Origin of the sequence: Scandinavium tedordense (assembly GCF_024764965.1) — a bacterium.
GTDB classification, from domain to species: domain Bacteria; phylum Pseudomonadota; class Gammaproteobacteria; order Enterobacterales; family Enterobacteriaceae; genus Scandinavium; species Scandinavium tedordense.
The window spans coordinates 198,618-212,967 of the sequence record NZ_JALIGG010000052.1 but is presented as its reverse complement, the minus strand read 5'-3'; the positions used below and the strand labels follow the sequence as shown (position 1 = coordinate 212,967).

Genomic DNA, 14,350 nt, shown 5'->3' with positions numbered 1-14,350 from the left:
GATGAAAAAAATTGGCGTAGTGCTGAGCGGCTGTGGCGTATATGACGGTAGCGAAATTCATGAAGCGGTTATTACTCTGTTGGCTATTGCTCGAAACGGCGCACAGGCGGTCTGTTTTGCGCCAGATAAAAGCCAGTCTGATGTGATCAACCATTTAGCTGGTGAATCAATGGCGGGTGAACGCAACGTTCTTTTGGAAGCGGCGCGGATCACGCGCGGTGACATTCAGCCGTTGGCGAGTGCGCGTGCCGAGGAGCTTGATGCGCTGATTGTACCCGGCGGATTTGGCGCGGCTAAAAACCTGAGTAACTTTGCTTCCCAGGGCAGTGAGTGCGTGGTGGATGCGGATTTAAAAGCGCTGGCGCTAGCGCTGCATCAGGCGGGTAAGCCGCTCGGTTTTATGTGCATTGCCCCGGCGATGCTGCCGAAGATTTTTGATTTCCCTCTGCGCATTACCATCGGCACCGATATCGATACTGCCGAAGTGCTGGAAGCAATGGGTGCCGAACATGTGCTGTGCCCGGTAGACGATATCGTGGTGGATGAAGAGCACAAAGTCGTGACCACTCCGGCCTACATGCTGGCGCAGAATATTGCCGACGCGGCAACCGGCATTGAGAAGCTGGTGGCCCGCGTGATGGTGCTGTGCGAATGAGTCAGCGTCGTACACCGTTGGCCTGGATAAAGCGCATTCTGCTGCGGGTGGTAATAACACTCGCCGTTTTTTGGGGCGGGGGCATCGCAATTTTCAGCGTGCTGCTGGTGCCATTTTCAGCGGTGATGGTGGAGCGTCAGCTTGGAGAAATGTTTAGCGGTAACTTTCACTATCTGGCCCATTCTGACTGGGTCAGCATGGATGAAATGACGCCCTGGATGGGACTCGCCGTCATCGCTGCGGAAGACCAAAAATTCCCGGACCATTGGGGATTTGATGTGTCTGCCATTGAGAAAGCGCTGGCCCATAACGAGCAGAATGAAAATCGCATTCGTGGCGCATCCACGCTCTCACAGCAAACTGCGAAAAACCTGTTCCTGTGGGACGGCAGAAGCTGGCTGCGTAAAGGGCTGGAAGCGGGTTTGACGGTGGGCATCGAAACTGTCTGGAGCAAAAAACGCATCCTGACCGTTTACCTGAATATTGCCGAATTTGGTGATGGGGTATTTGGCGTCGAAGCGGCTGCGCAGCGCTATTTCCAAAAACCTGCCAGTAAATTGACGATGTCGGAAGCGGCGTTGCTTGCGGCGGTACTGCCAAACCCTATTCGTTTTCGCGCTGATGCGCCATCAGGGTATGTTCGCAGTCGTCAGGCGTGGATTTTACGCCAGATGCGTCAGCTCGGTGGGGAAGGGTTTATGCGGGAAAATAAACTGTATTAAAGGTTTTGCCCTCTCCTGCGGGAGAGGGCGTCAGACAGTCAGCGTAAACGAAGACTAATCTTCATCGAACCCGGCGTTAAACAGCGCGATCACCGCCGCCAGAGCTTCAGTTTCTTGCGGCCCGCTGGCTTCGATTTCAATCTGTCGGCCTTTGGCAGAATCCAGCATCAGTAACGCGATAACGCTGCTGGCTTCGGCTTCGGTGCCTTCGTCATTGCGCAGCCACACTTCGGCATCATAATTCTGTACCAGCTCAAACAGCTTCATCGCTGGGCGTGCGTGCATCCCCAGCTTATTAGTGATTTCAACCGTGTGCTTTACGCTCATGTTTTCCGTTTTTCCAGCGTCCGATGACGAGACTGAACGTTCTTCCCACGCGAGCGGAAGTAGTCAGCCAGCTGTTCGGCAATGTATACCGAACGATGTTTACCGCCGGTACAACCAACCGCGACCGTAAGATAGCTGCGGTTGTTGGTTTCCAGCATAGGTAACCATAGCTCAAGATAGCTGCGGGTCTGATAGATAAAATTGTGAACTTCTGTGTGGCGATCGAGGAACGCGGCAACCGGTTTATCGAGGCCAGTCATCGGACGCAGTTTCGGGTCCCAGTGCGGGTTTGGCAGGAAACGCACATCGAACACGTAATCGGCATCGATTGGGATCCCGTGCTTAAAGCCGAAAGATTCAAATACCATCGTTAGTTCGCGTTCACGCTTGCCAAGCAGGCGCGTACGCAGCATTTCAGCCAGTTCATGCACCGACATTTCGGAGGTGTCGACTATCAGGTCAGCACGGGAACGCAGCGGTTCCAGTAAATCGCTTTCCTGATCGATTGCGCTTTCCAGCGACAGATTTTTGCTGGAAAGAGGGTGCAGACGGCGGGTATCGCTGTAACGGCGGATCAGCGTGTTGCGATCGGCATCCAGGAACAACAGTTGCGGAGAGAATGTATCAGGCAAATTGTCCATTGCCTGTTCAAAAATCTCCGGAGATTCCGGCATGTTACGCACATCGATGCTGACCGCGGCAGAAATTTGTCGGTCAGCAAGGCTTTTCGCCAGTTCGGGCAACAGCACGACGGGCAGATTATCCACGCAGTAAAAGCCCATGTCTTCCAGCGCACGCAGGGCGACAGATTTACCTGAACCCGAGCGACCGCTGACAATCATCAGTACCATCAGTCGTTTCTCCTTAAGACAACCGAGTTACCGTTAGGCATTTTCATCACCGTTATCGTCGCTGGTGATAATCTCATACAGTTCCTGATCGCTCTGTGCGTTACGCAACCGGCGACAGATGGTTTTGTCTGCCAGACGCTTCGCCACCAGTGAAAGGGTGTGCAAATGCGTTTTGGTCTGATCGGCAGGCACCAGCAAGGCGAACAGCAGATCAACCGGCTGGTTATCAATGGCATCAAAGGCGATCGGTGTTTCGAGCTGCACGAAAACGCCGACGGCACGCAGAGTATCTTCTTCCAGCTTGCCGTGAGGAATGGCGATGCCGTTGCCGATACCGGTACTGCCCATCTTTTCACGGGTCAGAATAGCTTCGAATACCACCTGCGACGGTAAGCCAAGCTGTTTTGCGGCCAGTTCGCTGATGATTTCCAGCGCACGCTTTTTACTCTGGCAGTGAACTGCACTGCGGGTACATTCCTGGTTAAGGACATTGCTCAATTGCAGAGCGGAATCATTGTTCATCATAATTTCACCTGCGTGCCGCCCAACCCGAACAACCGGGTCAGGCGCACGCCCGGACAATTAGTGTTGTTTCAGTTTATCTTTATGTTTGGTCAGCTGTCTTGCCAGCTTATCGATAAGACCGTCTATTGCGGCATACATATCCTGCCCTTCCGCACTGGCATGAATTTCGCCCCCGTTAACATGCAGGGTGGCATCCGAGATATGAGTCACCTTTTCCACTTTTAACACAATATAGACTTGATTGATCCGTTCGAAAAACTGCTCGAGCTTCGCGAATTTGGTGTTCAAAAATTCACGCAGTGCGTCAGTGATTTCGACATTGTGTCCTGTGATATTGAGCTGCATAGGGTCTTCCTTATCGGTTGTGTCAGACCAGCTGTTTACGCTGGTTCGACGGCGGAATGGATAAAGACTCTCGGTACTTTGCAACGGTGCGGCGTGCCACCATGATACCCTGTTCGGACAGCATGGTAGTCAGCTTACTGTCACTCAGTGGTTTCGCGGGATTTTCCGCGGCAATTAATTTCCTCACCAGTGCGCGAATCGCCGTGGACGACGCTTCGCCGCCGCCTTCGGTATTCACATGGCTGGAGAAGAAATACTTAAGCTCAAAAATGCCCCGTGGGCTGTGCAGATACTTTTGCGTGGTGACGCGTGAAATCGTTGATTCATGCATTTCGACGGCTTGGGCAATATCAGCCAGGACCATCGGTTTCATGAACTCTTCGCCCTGATCAAAGAACGCCTGCTGCTGTTCGACGATGCAGCGGCTTACCCGCAGCAGCGTGTCATTGCGGCTTTCCAGGCTTTTAATCAGCCATTTGGCTTCCTGCAGATTACTGCGAATAAATTGGTTGTCGGCGTCGTTGCGCGTGGAGCTGCACATGCCGGCGTAATGCTGATTGATTTGCAGGCGCGGGATACTATCGGAATTGAGTTCAACTGCCCAACGGCCACTGATTTTACGCACCAGCACATCGGGGATGACGTACTCCGGTTCGCCGGTCTGAATGGACTGACCTGGGCGCGGATCCAGGGACTGAATCAGCGACACGGTTTCTTTCAGCACATCTTCTTTGAGGCGAGTGACGCGCATCAGGGAGCGGAAATCATGATTGGCCAGTAGATCGAGATGATCGCTGATAATCGTTTTGGCTTCCGTCAGCCACGGCGTCTCTTTGGTAAACTGGGAGAGCTGGATCAACAGGCAGTCGCGCAGATCTTTCGCGGCCACGCCGATCGGATCAAAACGCTGGATGCGTTTCAGCACCGCTTCGACCTCATCGAGATCGAGTTCTTCGTCGCCGATGCTTTCCAGGATCTCGTCCAGCGATGCGGTGAGGTAGCCGGTATCGTCAACCGCGTTCACGATCGACGTGGCTATCGCGCGGTCGGTATCGGAAAACGGCGTCAGCCCAACCTGCCACATCAGATAATCCTGGAGTGTCTGCGTCGTTTCGCCCTGGTAGACCGGCAGTTCGTCATCCTGATAATCGGTGCCGGTACCGGACGGCGTGCCTGCGGTATAGATTTCATCCCAGCTGGCATCGAGCGGAAGCTCATCGGGCATCTCTTTCTGCTCGAGGGCATCAACGGTATCAAATGTGTCGTTGTCGGTTTCTTCTTGTGAATCGACTTCCTCGTGAAGGTCGGTTTGCTCAAGCAGGGGATTACTCTCCAGCGCTTGCTGAAGTTCCTGTTGCAGCTCGAGCGTAGAAAGCTGCAACAGACGAATAGCCTGTTGCAGTTGCGGCGTCATGGCGAGCTGTTGGCTGAGCCTTAATTGCAAACCTTGCTTCATAATCAGGGCAAATTTCTCCGGCCAGAATGTCTGTATTCACTACCCTATCAGAGTCTGAAGTCTTCCCCAAGATACACGCGCTTAACATGCTCGTCCTGGAGGATTTGTTCCGGCGTACCGTGAGCAATCAGATGCCCCTGGCTCACGATGTAAGCGCGTTCACAGACTGCTAAGGTTTCGCGAACGTTATGGTCAGTAATCAGCACGCCGAGGCCGCTGTCGCGCAGGTGTTCGATAATACGCTTGATGTCGATAACCGAAATGGGGTCAACACCCGCAAAAGGTTCATCCAGCAGAATAAATTTAGGATTAGCTGCAAGCGCGCGGGCGATTTCTACACGACGGCGTTCACCGCCGGAGAGTGCCTGGCCGAGGTTGTCGCGTAGATGCTCAATGTGAAACTCTTCCATCAGCTCGTTTGCACGGTCAACGCGCTGCTCATTGCTCAAATCATCACGGATTTGCAGCACCGCCATCAGGTTATCAAACACACTCAGACGGCGGAAAATGGAGGCTTCCTGCGGCAGATAACCAATACCCCGACGGGCACGGGCATGCAGTGGCAGCATACTGATATCGTCATCATCAATGATGATGTTGCCCGCATCGCGGGACACAATGCCGACCACCATGTAGAACGTGGTGGTTTTACCCGCCCCGTTCGGGCCAAGCAGGCCGACGATTTCGCCGGAATTCACCGTCAGGCTAACGTCTTCAACGACCCGACGTCCCTTATAGGCTTTCGCAAGATTCTTTGCTGTTAAAGTTGCCATAACGTATTAGTTACTCTTTTTAGGCTGAGCCGGTTTGGTGTTGCTGCTCTTATCCTGCAGCTGCGATGGCACCAGAACTGTCGTCACGCGTTTACCTTTTTCGCTATACGCCTGCATTTTCTGCTCTTTCACCAGATAGGTAATCTTGTCGCCTTTAATGTTGCTGTCGACCTGCTCGAGATAGGCGTTGCCAGTCAGCACGACAAGGTCGTTAGCCACTTCGTAGTGCATTTTCGACGCATGGCCGTTAACCGGTTTACCGTTGTCCTGCATCTGGTAAAACGTAGCCGGGTTACCGTAGCCGTCCATCGTCTCTTTGCCTTTAACACCGGCCGGGCGAGTGACCACCACTTTGTCGGCATTAATTTTGATGGTGCCTTGGGTGACGATAACGTTGCCGGTGAACGTCGCTACGTTACCCTGCATGTCCAGAGACTGTTGATCGGATTCAATGTGGATCGGCTGATCGGTATCACCCGTTAAGGCCAGCGCTGGCAGGCTGGAAGCCAGCAACACGCTGGCAAGGGCAAGCTTAAAGCTGAATTTATTATTTCTGAATTTCATAGGAGGTTCTCACCTTTTCAATCAGCTCAGCGTTTTTGCTGCGTAAGTTGCCGCGCATTCTGAGGCCGCTGGAATTAAATGTTGTACCGTACAACGTCACCAAATCATCTGAATTCACATCCTGAGTAACCAGATTCACAATGGCGTTATCCGTCGTGACTTTGCGCAGTTGAGAGTCGTCCGTCAGGGCGTTTATCTCAACGTGACCGTACAGATACAGCATACGGTCATTGGTCAGTTTGGCCTTGTCAGCCTTAATAGACCAGGTCGGCACTTTATTCACATCAAAAGTGGTCAGAACCGGTCGGGTGAACCACGAAACAGCCTGATCGGAGAAATACTCGACATGTTCTGATATCAACCGGTAGGCCAACGCCCCTTCTGGGTTGTAGACCACGGAGTCAGTATGCTCACTTTTATACGTCGGGTCGTTATTGTTGACGGCCGCCGGGCCTGGATCGTCTTTGTCCACCAGATTGAAGCCGATAAGCACCAGCGCCAGCAGCGAAAGCAGAATGATAACCCAACGTCTGGTTTTACTCATATTGATTGCCCTTTGGCTTCATCCAGCTTGCCCTGAGCCAGCAGCAACACATCGCACACTTCACGGACGGCACCACGGCCTCCGGCGATACGCGTGACATAATCCGCGCGCGGTGGCAGCAGGGGGTGTGCGTCTGAAACCGCAACGCTCAGACCCACCTCGGCCATTACCGGCCAGTCGATGAGGTCATCACCGACGTAGGCGACTTCATCCGGACGCAGGGACAGGGTTTCCAGTAATTCATGATACGCAATCAGCTTATCGGACTGTCCTTGCCATAGGTGCGTAATTCCCAGCGTTTTGCAGCGGTCTTCTACTAGTTTAGCTTTTCGTCCGGTGATGATTGCAACTTCTATGCCTGACGTCAGCGCGCAGCGAATGCCGTAGCCGTCGCGCACGTTAAAGGCTTTTAGTTCTTCGCCGTTATTGCCCATGTATATCAGCCCATCAGACAGCACGCCGTCTACATCAAGGATCAGCAGACGAATTTTCTGCGCTTTCTCCATGACCGCTGAACTGACTGGTCCATAGCAGGTCGTTACCGACGCGCCAGCATTACTCATTGTTTTTTCCTTACTTACACTACGCCAGCGCGCAGGAGATCATGCATATGTATCACACCCAGCAGATGGTCGCCATCGGCAACCATGACGCAGGTGATATGACGAGACTGCATTAGATTCAGTGCATCAACGGCCAGAATCCCTGGACGGACACGAATGCCGCCGCGAGTCATCACATCCGCGATGCTCATGTCGCGAACGTCAACGCCCATATCAAACACCCGACGCAAGTCACCATCGGTGAAAATGCCCTCGATTTTCATCTGATCGTCGCAGATAACCGTCAGACCCAGATTTTTGCGTGTGATTTCCAGCAGCGCGTCACGCAGCGAGGCATCCGGGCTGACGTGCGGGATTTCATCGCCGGTGTGCATGATGTCATTCACGCGCAGCAGCAATTTACGACCCAGCGCGCCACCCGGATGTGAAAGGGCAAAATCTTCGGCAGTAAAGCCGCGCGCTTTGAGCAGCGCAACCGCCAATGCATCGCCCATTACCAACGCTGCCGTGGTGCTCGACGTTGGCGCGAGGCCCAGCGGACACGCTTCTTTCGGTACGCTAACGCACAAATGGATATCCGCAGCCTTGCCCATGCTACTTTCCGGGCGGCTGGTCATGCAGATGAGCGGCACATGCAGGCGCTTAAGCACCGGGATCAGTGCCAGAATTTCGTTGGATTCACCGGAGTTGGATAACGCGATGACCACATCTTGCGGCGAGACCATGCCGAGGTCGCCATGAGCAGCTTCACCAGGATGAACAAAGAACGACGGCGTGCCGGTGCTGGCAAACGTTGCCGCCAATTTACGACCAATATGCCCGGATTTACCCATGCCCATCACGACGACTTTACCGCCGCAGTACGCTATTTTTTCGCAGGCGAGGGCGAAATCCTGATTGATAAATTGATCGAGCTGCGCCAGACCTTCACGTTCAATCTCCAGCACGTCGAGGCCTGCCTGCTGAAAGTCAAAACCCGGCTGCAAATCTATTTGCGACATAATGTTATCCCGATTCACTCTGCGAAAAACGGCGTGCCCCACCAAAGGAACGCCAGCCAAACAAGAAAGCACCCGGTCAGTATTATCCCGGCACCTTTGCCAATTTGTGGTTTACGGCGCCAGCACAGTAGGGCAAAAATCATGCTGACCAGCACCATCACACCGTAATCACGACTAAACGCCAGCGGATTAAACGGCCCCGGCGCGACCAGCGCAGGTATACCCATCACGATGGCGACATTGAAAATGTTGGAGCCTATGATATTGCCAATGGCGATATCGTCCTCTCCTTTACGTGCCCCGGCGATGGCTGTGGCAAGCTCTGGCAGACTGGTACCAATGGCAATCACCGTCAGGCCGATGGTCAGTTCGCTCATCGCGAAGTAGTTCGCCAGCACGGTGGCGTTATCCACCACCATGCGCGTGGCCATTGGCATAATGATTAAGGCAACACCGAGCCATAAACAGGCGACGGGGAGCGTCCCTTCGCGGGGCAATTCTGCCAATTGTTCACGCGTCAGGCTGTCATTTCCCTGCCGTTCTGCCAGGCGGGCGATTTTAACAATATAAAACAGCCACAGCACAGCCAATGCGAACAGAAATAAGCCATCTATCCTTGTTAACTGCCCATCATACAGCACAAAGCCCGTTAACAGGCTTACGACTAACATTAGCGGCAATTCCCGACGCAGGATATCGGAATGGACGGTAAACGAATGCAGCAACGCGGCCAGGCCAAGGATCAGCAAAATATTAATGATGTTTGAGCCGATCGCAGTGCCAATAGCGAGATCAATTTGTCCGTGAAAAGATGCGGTTACGGATACGATTATCTCTGGAAGCGAGGTGCCCACGCTAACGACCGTCATGCCGATAATCAGCGGCGGGATGTTCATGCTGCGGCATAGAATCGAGGCGGCAAAAACGAGACGATCGGCACTGTAGACCACCAGGAGTAAACCAATTATTAACAGAGCCGTCGCTAAAAGCATCTAAAGTCCTTTCTTCAGGTATAATCGTCAGCCGCTTTGCACCACCTGCATGGCGCGGACGAATTCTTAATTTTGACTTTATGCGTTGAAAAAGTAAAACAAATGCCTGCTTTCGCTAACTCTGGCAGGTAAGATTCTGTAAAAATGATGGGTTAGGGGCGTCAAATCGCGCCATGCTTAACCCGAAGAGGTTTTTCCAGGGATAAACCTATGACCCAGACACTGGATAATTTAGTCGATGTTCGCGGCGTGAGCTTCACGCGTGGCTCCCGAAGTATCTTCGACAACATCTCGCTGTCGGTGCCTCGCGGTAAAATCACGGCCATCATGGGACCGTCAGGGATCGGTAAGACCACGTTGCTGCGTTTGATTGGCGGACAGATCCCGCCTGACAGCGGTGAGATTCTTTTCGATGGCGAAGATGTGCCAAAGATGTCTCGCTCACGACTGTATGCTGTGCGAAAACGCATGAGCATGTTGTTCCAGTCGGGTGCGCTTTTCACCGACATGAACGTTTTCGATAACGTTGCCTACCCGCTGCGTGAACACACGCGTTTGCCTACACCGCTGCTGCAAAGCACGGTGATGATGAAGCTTGAAGCCGTGGGGTTGCGCGGGGCTGCTAAACTGATGCCTTCGGAACTGTCCGGCGGGATGGCGCGGCGTGCGGCACTGGCGCGGGCAATCGCCCTCGAGCCGGATTTGATCATGTTTGATGAACCCTTCGTGGGCCAAGACCCGATCACCATGGGTGTACTGGTCAAGCTGATTTCTGAGCTCAACAGTTCGCTGGGTGTCACCTGCGTCGTTGTTTCCCACGACGTCCCGGAAGTGCTGAGTATCGCCGACTACGCCTATATCGTGGCAGACCGAAAAATTGTCGCTCACGGTAGCGCACAGTCACTACAGGAAAACAGCGATCCGCGCGTGCGCCAGTTCCTGGATGGCATTGCTGACGGCCCGGTGCCGTTCCGCTATCCGGCGGGCGATTATCATCACGATTTATTCGGAACAGGGAGTTAGTTGCTCATGCTGTTAAATGCACTGGCTGCGCTCGGACATCGGGGGATTAAGACAATCTCGACCTTCGGACGTGCCGGGTTAATGTTGTTCAATGCGGTGGTTGGCAAGCCTGAGTTCCGTAAACATGCGCCTTTATTAATACGCCAGCTTTATAGCGTGGGCGTGCTGTCGATGCTGATAATCATCGTCTCGGGTGTATTTATTGGGATGGTGCTGGGTTTACAAGGTTATCTGGTGCTGACTACCTACAGTGCAGAAACCAGTCTCGGTATGCTGGTGGCGTTATCGCTGCTGCGTGAACTGGGACCCGTTGTGGCTGCACTGCTCTTTGCCGGGCGCGCCGGTTCTGCGCTGACCGCCGAAATTGGCCTGATGCGCGCGACTGAGCAGCTTTCCAGTATGGAAATGATGGCGGTCGACCCACTGCGTCGCGTAATTGCTCCGCGCTTCTGGGCGGGCGTGATTTCGCTGCCGCTGCTGACGATTATTTTTGTTGCCGTCGGCATTTGGGGCGGATCGCTGGTCGGCGTTAGCTGGAAAGGGATTGATGCGGGCTTCTTCTGGTCGGCGATGCAAAACGCCGTTGACTGGCGTACGGACCTGGTGAACTGCGTGATGAAAAGCGTGGTATTTGCCATTACGGTGACGTGGATTGCATTGTTTAACGGTTACGATGCGATCCCCACATCCGCAGGGATCAGCCGTGCAACGACGCGTACCGTGGTGCATTCGTCGTTGGCGGTACTGGGGCTGGATTTTGTGCTGACTGCACTGATGTTTGGGAATTGAGTTCATGCAAACGAAAAAAAGTGAAATCTGGGTAGGTATTTTTATTCTGGTGGCTTTTCTGGCGGCGCTGTTCGTCTGCCTGAAAGCAGCGGATGTGACCTCTTTACGCACGGAACCGACCTATCAGGTTTATGCCACCTTCGATAATATCGGCGGCCTGAAAGCCCGCTCTCCGGTCCGTATCGGCGGGGTGGTGATTGGCCGGGTGGCTGATATTTCGCTGGACCCGAAGACCTATCTTCCACGTGTTACGCTGGATATCGAAGAACAGTACAACCAGATCCCGGATACCAGTTCGTTGGCTATCCGTACCTCTGGTCTGCTGGGGGAGCAGTATCTGGCGCTGAATGTCGGTTTTGATGACCCGGAAATGGGCACGGCGATGCTTAAAGAAGGCAGTACGATTCAGGATACGAAATCTGCGCTGGTGCTGGAGGACTTGATTGGTCAGTTCCTCTACAGCAACAAAGGCGGAGAAAATAAGAATTCAGACGAAGCGCAAAGCCCGGCGGAAGACCATACTGACGCTAAGGCGCCTGCTGTAACGACGCACTAATCTCAGGAGAATTAACCCATGTTTAAACGCTTACTTATGGTTGCCATGTTGGTCATTGCCCCACTGACGGCGGCTACGGCGGCGGATCAATCCAACCCGTATAGCCTGATGAATGAGGCGGCACAGAAAACCTTTACCCGCCTCAAAAATGAACAGTCACAGATTCGTTCCAATCCTGACTATTTGCGTCAGATTGTTGATCAGGAATTGCTGCCGTATGTGCAGGTGAAATACGCGGGTGCGCTGGTTTTAGGCCGCTACTACCGGGATGCAACCCCGGCACAGCGTGAAGCTTACTTTGCCGCGTTCCATGAATACCTGAAACAGGCTTATGGCCAGGCGCTGGCGATGTACCACGGTCAGACCTATCAGATTGCCCCTGAGAAACCGCTGGGCGATGCCACTATTCTGCCTATCCGCGTCACAATCGTTGACCCTAACGGTCGTCCACCGGTTCGCCTCGACTTCCAGTGGCGTAAAAACACCCAAACGGGTAACTGGCAGGCGTTTGACATGATTGCTGAAGGTATCAGCATGATTACCACCAAACAAAATGAGTGGAGCGATCTGCTGCGTACTAAAGGTATTGATGGTCTGACCTCGCAGCTGCAGGCGATTTCTAAACAGCCGATTACGCTGGAACAGAAAAAATAATGACCGACTCATTACGCTGGACGCGTGAAGGCGGACGACTGCTATTGCAGGGGGAATTAGATCAGGATTTTCTGGTTCCTCTCTGGGACGTGAAGAAAGAGGTGATGCAGGGCGTCGATACCATCGACCTGAGCGACATAACTCGCGTGGATACGGCCGGTGTGGCGATGCTGATGCATCTGGTCGCCCAGGCTCGCCAGCAGGGTTCGACGATCAGCATCGTTGGCAAAAGTGAAAAGATGAACACCCTTGTACAACTTTATAATCTGCCGCCCGATCTGATCCCCTAAATTATTCAATGTATTACTCTGAAAAGCCTCTACGTTTTGTGCGTCGGGGCTTTTTGCTTGTTTAAGACAGCGACACTTTCCTCTAAGATGTTGGGCTGTTTTCACTATCAGATGAAATTATCCCATGGAAAATCATGAAATTCAGACAGTGCTTATGAACGCACTCTCCCTTCAGGAAGTCCACGTCTCTGGCGATGGCAGTCACTTTCAGGTTATTGCCGTGGGCGAACTGTTTGCGGGAATGAGTCGGGTAAAAAAACAGCAGTCCGTCTATGCTCCGCTGATGGAATATATTGCTGATAACCGCATTCATGCCCTGTCGATCAAGGCGTATACCCCAGATGAGTGGGCACGCGATCGCAAACTTAACGGTTTTTAAGTAACGGGTAACCGCCCGTTACACAGGTGAATTTTAAAAGAGATTTGAACGAATGGATAAATTTCGTGTACAGGGGCCTTCACGTCTCCAGGGCGAAGTGAGCATCTCCGGCGCCAAAAATGCGGCACTGCCGATCCTTTTCGCAGCACTGCTGGCTGAAGAGCCGGTTGAGATTAAAAACGTACCGCAGCTGAAAGATATCGATACCACCATGAAGCTGCTGAGCCAGCTGGGAACCAAAGTTGAGCGTAACGGTTCCGTGTGGATTGATGCCAGCGACGTTAACGTGTTTTGCGCCCCTTACGAGCTGGTGAAAACCATGCGCGCGTCCATTTGGGCACTGGGTCCGCTGGTGGCACGTTTTGGTCAGGGTCAGGTTTCTTTGCCTGGTGGTTGTGCTATCGGTGCTCGTCCTGTTGACCTGCATATAACCGGCCTTGAGCAACTGGGTGCAGAGATCAAACTGGAAGAAGGTTATGTCAAAGCGTCTGTAAACGGTCGCCTGAAAGGCGCGCACATCGTGATGGACAAAGTGAGCGTAGGCGCCACTGTGACCATCATGAGCGCAGCAACGCTTGCTGAAGGCACCACTATCATCGAAAACGCCGCGCGTGAGCCGGAAATCGTTGATACCGCCAACTTCCTCAATGCTCTGGGTGCGAAAATCACCGGTCAGGGTAGCGATCGCATCACTATCGAAGGCGTTAAGCGTCTGGGCGGCGGCGTTTATAGCGTTCTGCCTGACCGTATCGAAACTGGCACTTTCCTCGTGGCTGCGGCTATTTCCGGCGGAAAAATTGTTTGTCGCAACGCGCAGCCGGATACGCTGGATGCGGTGCTGGCAAAACTGCGTGAAGCGGGTGCGGATATCGACGTTGGTGAAGACTGGATTAGCCTCGACATGCACGGTAAGCGTCCAAAGGCGGTGAACGTGCGTACTGCGCCGCACCCGGGCTTCCCGACTGACATGCAGGCCCAGTTCACCCTGCTGAACCTGGTCGCTGAAGGCACCGGTGTTGTAACCGAAACCATTTTCGAAAACCGCTTCATGCACCTGCCGGAATTGATCCGTATGGGCGCGCATGCTGAAATCGAAAGCAACACGGCGATTTGTCACGGTGTGGAGAAACTGTCCGGGGCGCAGGTCATGGCTACCGATCTGCGGGCGTCTGCAAGTCTGGTCCTGGCAGGTTGTATCGCGGAAGGCACCACCATCGTGGAGCGTATTTACCACATCGACCGTGGTTACGAGCACATCGAAGCCAAACTTCGTGCGCTGGGTGCGACTATCGAGCGTATCAAAGGCGAATAATTTCGCTTCCTGCTAAGGCATCCCCGCGT

At 53.4% G+C, this 14,350-nt stretch carries 20 protein-coding genes; 9 read left to right on the top strand and 11 right to left on the bottom strand.

What is annotated here, in order from left to right:
* Position 1: 1 nt before the first annotated feature.
* The gene (elbB, locus tag MUU46_RS07415) at positions 2–655 is read left to right on the top strand and encodes an isoprenoid biosynthesis glyoxalase ElbB (protein ID WP_159760279.1); all 654 of its coding nucleotides are present in this window, start codon (positions 2–4) and stop codon (positions 653–655) included.
* Positions 652–1,377 (top strand): monofunctional biosynthetic peptidoglycan transglycosylase, encoded by a 726-nt coding sequence (gene mtgA / locus MUU46_RS07410; RefSeq protein ID WP_258965215.1) that lies wholly within the window; start codon positions 652–654, stop codon positions 1,375–1,377. The genes elbB and mtgA overlap by 4 nt, the downstream gene beginning before the upstream one ends.
* Before the next feature lie 54 nt (positions 1,378–1,431).
* Here mtgA and npr read toward each other — a convergent pair whose 3' ends face one another.
* Genes npr through MUU46_RS07355 form a run of 11 tightly spaced genes read right to left on the bottom strand, consistent with a single transcriptional unit; the run spans position 1,432 to position 9,318 of the window.
* Positions 1,432–1,704: a PTS phosphocarrier protein NPr gene (gene npr, locus MUU46_RS07405; protein WP_110510588.1), complete on the bottom strand. Its 273-nt coding sequence runs from the start codon at positions 1,702–1,704 to the stop codon at positions 1,432–1,434.
* Positions 1,701–2,555: an RNase adapter RapZ gene (rapZ, locus tag MUU46_RS07400; RefSeq protein WP_159760275.1), complete on the bottom strand. Its 855-nt coding sequence runs from the start codon at positions 2,553–2,555 to the stop codon at positions 1,701–1,703. Before rapZ ends, npr begins: the two co-directional genes overlap by 4 nt.
* 33 nt (positions 2,556–2,588) lie before the next feature.
* Positions 2,589–3,080, bottom strand: a complete 492-nt coding sequence (ptsN, locus tag MUU46_RS07395; protein WP_159760273.1) for a PTS IIA-like nitrogen regulatory protein PtsN — start codon at positions 3,078–3,080, stop codon at positions 2,589–2,591.
* 57 nt (positions 3,081–3,137) lie between these two features.
* Positions 3,138–3,425 carry a ribosome hibernation promoting factor gene (hpf, locus tag MUU46_RS07390; protein ID WP_159760271.1) on the bottom strand — a complete coding sequence of 96 codons (288 nt, stop codon included), beginning with the start codon at positions 3,423–3,425 and terminating at the stop codon, positions 3,138–3,140.
* A gap of 22 nt (positions 3,426–3,447) precedes the next feature.
* The gene (gene rpoN / locus MUU46_RS07385; protein WP_159760269.1) at positions 3,448–4,881 is read right to left on the bottom strand and encodes an RNA polymerase factor sigma-54; all 1,434 of its coding nucleotides are present in this window, start codon (positions 4,879–4,881) and stop codon (positions 3,448–3,450) included.
* A 47-nt stretch (positions 4,882–4,928) separates the two neighbouring features.
* Complete coding sequence (gene lptB, locus MUU46_RS07380) at positions 4,929–5,654, bottom strand: LPS export ABC transporter ATP-binding protein (protein ID WP_110510583.1); 726 nt, start codon at positions 5,652–5,654, stop codon at positions 4,929–4,931.
* A 6-nt stretch (positions 5,655–5,660) separates the two neighbouring features.
* Positions 5,661–6,218 carry a lipopolysaccharide ABC transporter substrate-binding protein LptA gene (gene lptA, locus MUU46_RS07375; protein WP_159760265.1) on the bottom strand — a complete coding sequence of 186 codons (558 nt, stop codon included), beginning with the start codon at positions 6,216–6,218 and terminating at the stop codon, positions 5,661–5,663.
* On the bottom strand, positions 6,202–6,762 hold the full coding sequence (gene lptC, locus MUU46_RS07370) for an LPS export ABC transporter periplasmic protein LptC (RefSeq protein ID WP_258965214.1): 561 nt from the start codon (positions 6,760–6,762) through the stop codon (positions 6,202–6,204). The genes lptA and lptC overlap by 17 nt, the downstream gene beginning before the upstream one ends.
* A complete protein-coding gene (gene kdsC, locus MUU46_RS07365; protein ID WP_159760261.1) occupies positions 6,759–7,325 on the bottom strand; it encodes a 3-deoxy-manno-octulosonate-8-phosphatase KdsC in 567 nt (188 codons plus the stop codon). Before kdsC ends, lptC begins: the two co-directional genes overlap by 4 nt.
* Positions 7,326–7,339: 14 nt before the next feature.
* A complete protein-coding gene (gene kdsD, locus MUU46_RS07360) occupies positions 7,340–8,326 on the bottom strand; it encodes an arabinose-5-phosphate isomerase KdsD (RefSeq protein WP_159760259.1) in 987 nt (328 codons plus the stop codon).
* 14 nt (positions 8,327–8,340) lie between these two features.
* On the bottom strand, positions 8,341–9,318 hold the full coding sequence (locus tag MUU46_RS07355) for a calcium/sodium antiporter (protein ID WP_159760257.1): 978 nt from the start codon (positions 9,316–9,318) through the stop codon (positions 8,341–8,343).
* A gap of 210 nt (positions 9,319–9,528) precedes the next feature.
* Here MUU46_RS07355 and mlaF point away from each other — a divergent pair, with 210 nt between their 5' ends.
* The 7 genes from mlaF (at position 9,529) to murA (ending at position 14,321) form a co-directional block, all read left to right on the top strand.
* Entirely contained in the window at positions 9,529–10,341 is an 813-nt protein-coding gene (gene mlaF, locus MUU46_RS07350; protein WP_258965213.1) for a phospholipid ABC transporter ATP-binding protein MlaF, read from the top strand.
* Positions 10,342–10,347: 6 nt separating this feature from the next.
* Positions 10,348–11,130 (top strand): lipid asymmetry maintenance ABC transporter permease subunit MlaE, encoded by a 783-nt coding sequence (gene mlaE / locus MUU46_RS07345; protein WP_258965212.1) that lies wholly within the window; start codon positions 10,348–10,350, stop codon positions 11,128–11,130.
* Between the two features lie 4 nt (positions 11,131–11,134).
* On the top strand, positions 11,135–11,686 hold the full coding sequence (gene mlaD / locus MUU46_RS07340; protein ID WP_258965211.1) for an outer membrane lipid asymmetry maintenance protein MlaD: 552 nt from the start codon (positions 11,135–11,137) through the stop codon (positions 11,684–11,686).
* Positions 11,687–11,704: 18 nt separating this feature from the next.
* Positions 11,705–12,340: a phospholipid-binding protein MlaC gene (mlaC, locus tag MUU46_RS07335; RefSeq protein WP_159760249.1), complete on the top strand. Its 636-nt coding sequence runs from the start codon at positions 11,705–11,707 to the stop codon at positions 12,338–12,340.
* On the top strand, positions 12,340–12,630 hold the full coding sequence (gene mlaB / locus MUU46_RS07330) for a lipid asymmetry maintenance protein MlaB (protein WP_258965210.1): 291 nt from the start codon (positions 12,340–12,342) through the stop codon (positions 12,628–12,630). Before mlaC ends, mlaB begins: the two co-directional genes overlap by 1 nt.
* A 124-nt stretch (positions 12,631–12,754) precedes the next feature.
* Complete coding sequence (ibaG, locus tag MUU46_RS07325) at positions 12,755–13,009, top strand: BolA family iron metabolism protein IbaG (protein WP_159760245.1); 255 nt, start codon at positions 12,755–12,757, stop codon at positions 13,007–13,009.
* Between the two features lie 52 nt (positions 13,010–13,061).
* Positions 13,062–14,321 (top strand): UDP-N-acetylglucosamine 1-carboxyvinyltransferase, encoded by a 1,260-nt coding sequence (gene murA / locus MUU46_RS07320; protein WP_159760243.1) that lies wholly within the window; start codon positions 13,062–13,064, stop codon positions 14,319–14,321.
* Positions 14,322–14,350: the final 29 nt, after the last annotated feature.

What these genes read in the sequence shown, in the direction of transcription:
- elbB (WP_159760279.1), top strand. Translation starts at nt 2, where the DNA reads ATGAAAAAAATTGGCGTAGTGCTGAGCGGCTGTGGCGTATATGACGGT.
- mtgA (WP_258965215.1), top strand. Translation starts at nt 652, where the DNA reads ATGAGTCAGCGTCGTACACCGTTGGCCTGGATAAAGCGCATTCTGCTG.
- npr (WP_110510588.1), bottom strand. Translation starts at nt 1,704, where the DNA reads ATGAGCGTAAAGCACACGGTTGAAATCACTAATAAGCTGGGGATGCAC.
- rapZ (WP_159760275.1), bottom strand. Translation starts at nt 2,555, where the DNA reads ATGGTACTGATGATTGTCAGCGGTCGCTCGGGTTCAGGTAAATCTGTC.
- ptsN (WP_159760273.1), bottom strand. Translation starts at nt 3,080, where the DNA reads ATGATGAACAATGATTCCGCTCTGCAATTGAGCAATGTCCTTAACCAG.
- hpf (WP_159760271.1), bottom strand. Translation starts at nt 3,425, where the DNA reads ATGCAGCTCAATATCACAGGACACAATGTCGAAATCACTGACGCACTG.
- rpoN (WP_159760269.1), bottom strand. Translation starts at nt 4,881, where the DNA reads ATGAAGCAAGGTTTGCAATTAAGGCTCAGCCAACAGCTCGCCATGACG.
- lptB (WP_110510583.1), bottom strand. Translation starts at nt 5,654, where the DNA reads ATGGCAACTTTAACAGCAAAGAATCTTGCGAAAGCCTATAAGGGACGT.
- lptA (WP_159760265.1), bottom strand. Translation starts at nt 6,218, where the DNA reads ATGAAATTCAGAAATAATAAATTCAGCTTTAAGCTTGCCCTTGCCAGC.
- lptC (WP_258965214.1), bottom strand. Translation starts at nt 6,762, where the DNA reads ATGAGTAAAACCAGACGTTGGGTTATCATTCTGCTTTCGCTGCTGGCG.
- kdsC (WP_159760261.1), bottom strand. Translation starts at nt 7,325, where the DNA reads ATGAGTAATGCTGGCGCGTCGGTAACGACCTGCTATGGACCAGTCAGT.
- kdsD (WP_159760259.1), bottom strand. Translation starts at nt 8,326, where the DNA reads ATGTCGCAAATAGATTTGCAGCCGGGTTTTGACTTTCAGCAGGCAGGC.
- MUU46_RS07355 (WP_159760257.1), bottom strand. Translation starts at nt 9,318, where the DNA reads ATGCTTTTAGCGACGGCTCTGTTAATAATTGGTTTACTCCTGGTGGTC.
- mlaF (WP_258965213.1), top strand. Translation starts at nt 9,529, where the DNA reads ATGACCCAGACACTGGATAATTTAGTCGATGTTCGCGGCGTGAGCTTC.
- mlaE (WP_258965212.1), top strand. Translation starts at nt 10,348, where the DNA reads ATGCTGTTAAATGCACTGGCTGCGCTCGGACATCGGGGGATTAAGACA.
- mlaD (WP_258965211.1), top strand. Translation starts at nt 11,135, where the DNA reads ATGCAAACGAAAAAAAGTGAAATCTGGGTAGGTATTTTTATTCTGGTG.
- mlaC (WP_159760249.1), top strand. Translation starts at nt 11,705, where the DNA reads ATGTTTAAACGCTTACTTATGGTTGCCATGTTGGTCATTGCCCCACTG.
- mlaB (WP_258965210.1), top strand. Translation starts at nt 12,340, where the DNA reads ATGACCGACTCATTACGCTGGACGCGTGAAGGCGGACGACTGCTATTG.
- ibaG (WP_159760245.1), top strand. Translation starts at nt 12,755, where the DNA reads ATGGAAAATCATGAAATTCAGACAGTGCTTATGAACGCACTCTCCCTT.
- murA (WP_159760243.1), top strand. Translation starts at nt 13,062, where the DNA reads ATGGATAAATTTCGTGTACAGGGGCCTTCACGTCTCCAGGGCGAAGTG.